We start from the raw sequence: 1849 nt of genomic DNA, 5'->3' as shown, positions 1-1849 counted from the left end.
AAGTTCAACAAGCTCATCCAGGGCGGCCCTGCGCGAGCACATGAACCAGGACCCTGCCCTGGACCCCATGGACCTGTTCACCCACGTCTACGCCGAGCCCACCGGGCAACTGCGCGAGCAGCAGGACCAGCTGCGGGCCGAGCTGGAGGCCGAGGCCGACGCCGAGGGGGGCACGCACCGATGACCACCGTCGCCGTCAAGCCGGCCACCATGGCGCAGGCCCTCACGCGCGCGCTGCGCGACGCCATGGCCGCCGACCCCGCCGTGCACGTCATGGGCGAGGACGTCGGCACCCTCGGCGGCGTCTTCCGCGTCACCGACGGCCTCGCCAAGGAGTTCGGCGAGGACCGCTGCACGGACACCCCGCTCGCCGAGGCGGGCATCCTCGGCACCGCCGTCGGCATGGCCATGTACGGCCTGCGGCCGGTCGTGGAGATGCAGTTCGACGCGTTCGCCTACCCGGCGTTCGAGCAGCTCATCTCGCACGTGGCCCGCACGCGCAACCGCACCCGCGGCAAGATGCCCCTGCCGATCACCATCCGCGTCCCCTACGGCGGCGGCATCGGCGGCGTCGAGCACCACAGCGACTCCTCCGAGGCGTACTACATGGCGACTCCGGGGCTCCATGTCGTCACGCCCGCCACGGTCGCCGACGCCTACGGGCTGCTGCGCGCCGCCATCGCCTCCGACGACCCGGTCGTCGTCCTGGAGCCGAAGCGGCTGTACTGGTCGAAGGACTCCTGGAACCCCGAGGAGCCGACGCCCGTTGAACCGATAGGCCGCGCGGTGGTGCGGCGCCCCGGCCGGAGCGCCACGCTCATCACGTACGGGCCGTCCGTACCCGTCTGCATGGAGGCGGCCGAGGCGGCCCGGGCCGAAGGCTGGGACCTCGAAGTCGTCGACCTGCGCTCCCTGGTGCCGTTCGACGACGAGACGGTGTGCGCCTCGGTGCGGCGGACGGGACGCGCCGTCGTCGTCCACGAGTCGGGTTCCTTCGGGGGCCCGGGCGGGGAGATCGCGGCCCGGGTCACGGAGCGCTGCTTCCACCATCTGGAGGCGCCGGTGCTGCGTGTGGCCGGGTTCGACGTCCCGTACCCCCCGCCGATGCTGGAGCGCCACCACCTGCCCGGTGTGGACCGGATCCTGGACGCCGTGGGGCGCCTGCAGTGGGAGGCCGAGAGCTGATGGCACAGGTACTGGAGTTCAAGCTGCCCGACCTCGGGGAGGGGCTCACCGAGGCGGAGATCGTGCGCTGGCTGGTCGAGGTCGGCGACGTGGTCGCGATCGACCAGCCGGTCGTCGAGGTCGAGACGGCCAAGGCGATGGTCGAGGTGCCGTGCCCCTACGGCGGTGTGGTCACGGCCCGCTTCGGCGAGGAGGGCACGGAACTGCCCGTCGGGGCACCGCTGATCACGGTGGCGGTGGGGGAGCGGCCCGCCTCCGGCGCCGGTGACACCTCCGAGGGGTCGGGCAACGTCCTGGTCGGGTACGGCACCTCCGAGGCGCCCGCGCGGCGCCGCCGGGTACGGCAGGAGCGGCCGGTGTCCGGCGGGTCGGCGACAGCCGGGCAGCCCGGTGCCGCCGGGGCGGTGAACGGGCGGTCCGATGCCGCCGTGCCGCCGGTTCACGCGCAGGCCGGAGGCCCCGCGACCGCGGTGACCACGCAGGCGGGCGAGCCCTCGGCGCCGGTGAACGGGCAGGCCGGCGGGCCCGGGACGGACGACGGTCCGGTCCCCGTGATCTCGCCCCTGGTGCGCCGGCTGGCGCGGCAGAACGGCCTGGACCGCCGCGGTGGGGGTGATATCCGGGGCGATGCGCAGTTCGGCGCGCTGCTCCCGTTCGTTCCACT

At 74.0% G+C, this 1849-nt stretch carries 2 protein-coding genes and 1 pseudogene; all 3 read left to right on the top strand.

The window, feature by feature from the left end; all coding sequences use genetic code 11:
- A pseudogene (locus ABZ281_RS47930) lies at positions 1-184 on the top strand (hypothetical protein); the annotation flags it as partial.
- Entirely contained in the window at positions 181-1185 is a 1005-nt protein-coding gene (locus tag ABZ281_RS47925; RefSeq protein WP_184909712.1) for an alpha-ketoacid dehydrogenase subunit beta, read from the top strand. The pseudogene ABZ281_RS47930 and the gene ABZ281_RS47925, both read left to right, overlap by 4 nt.
- Positions 1185-1849 (top strand): biotin/lipoyl-containing protein (locus ABZ281_RS47920; RefSeq protein ID WP_356664982.1); only part of this gene is annotated, 665 nt, incomplete at its 3' end. The genes ABZ281_RS47925 and ABZ281_RS47920, both read left to right, overlap by 1 nt.

The organism is Streptomyces sp. NPDC006265 (assembly GCF_040613555.1).
GTDB lineage: Bacteria > Actinomycetota > Actinomycetes > Streptomycetales > Streptomycetaceae > Streptomyces.
This window is presented reverse-complemented; position numbering and strand designations above follow the sequence as displayed.

Excerpts from the sequence above, each read along its gene's own strand:
- ABZ281_RS47925 (WP_184909712.1), top strand. The coding sequence starts at position 181 with ATGACCACCGTCGCCGTCAAGCCGGCCACCATGGCGCAGGCCCTCACG.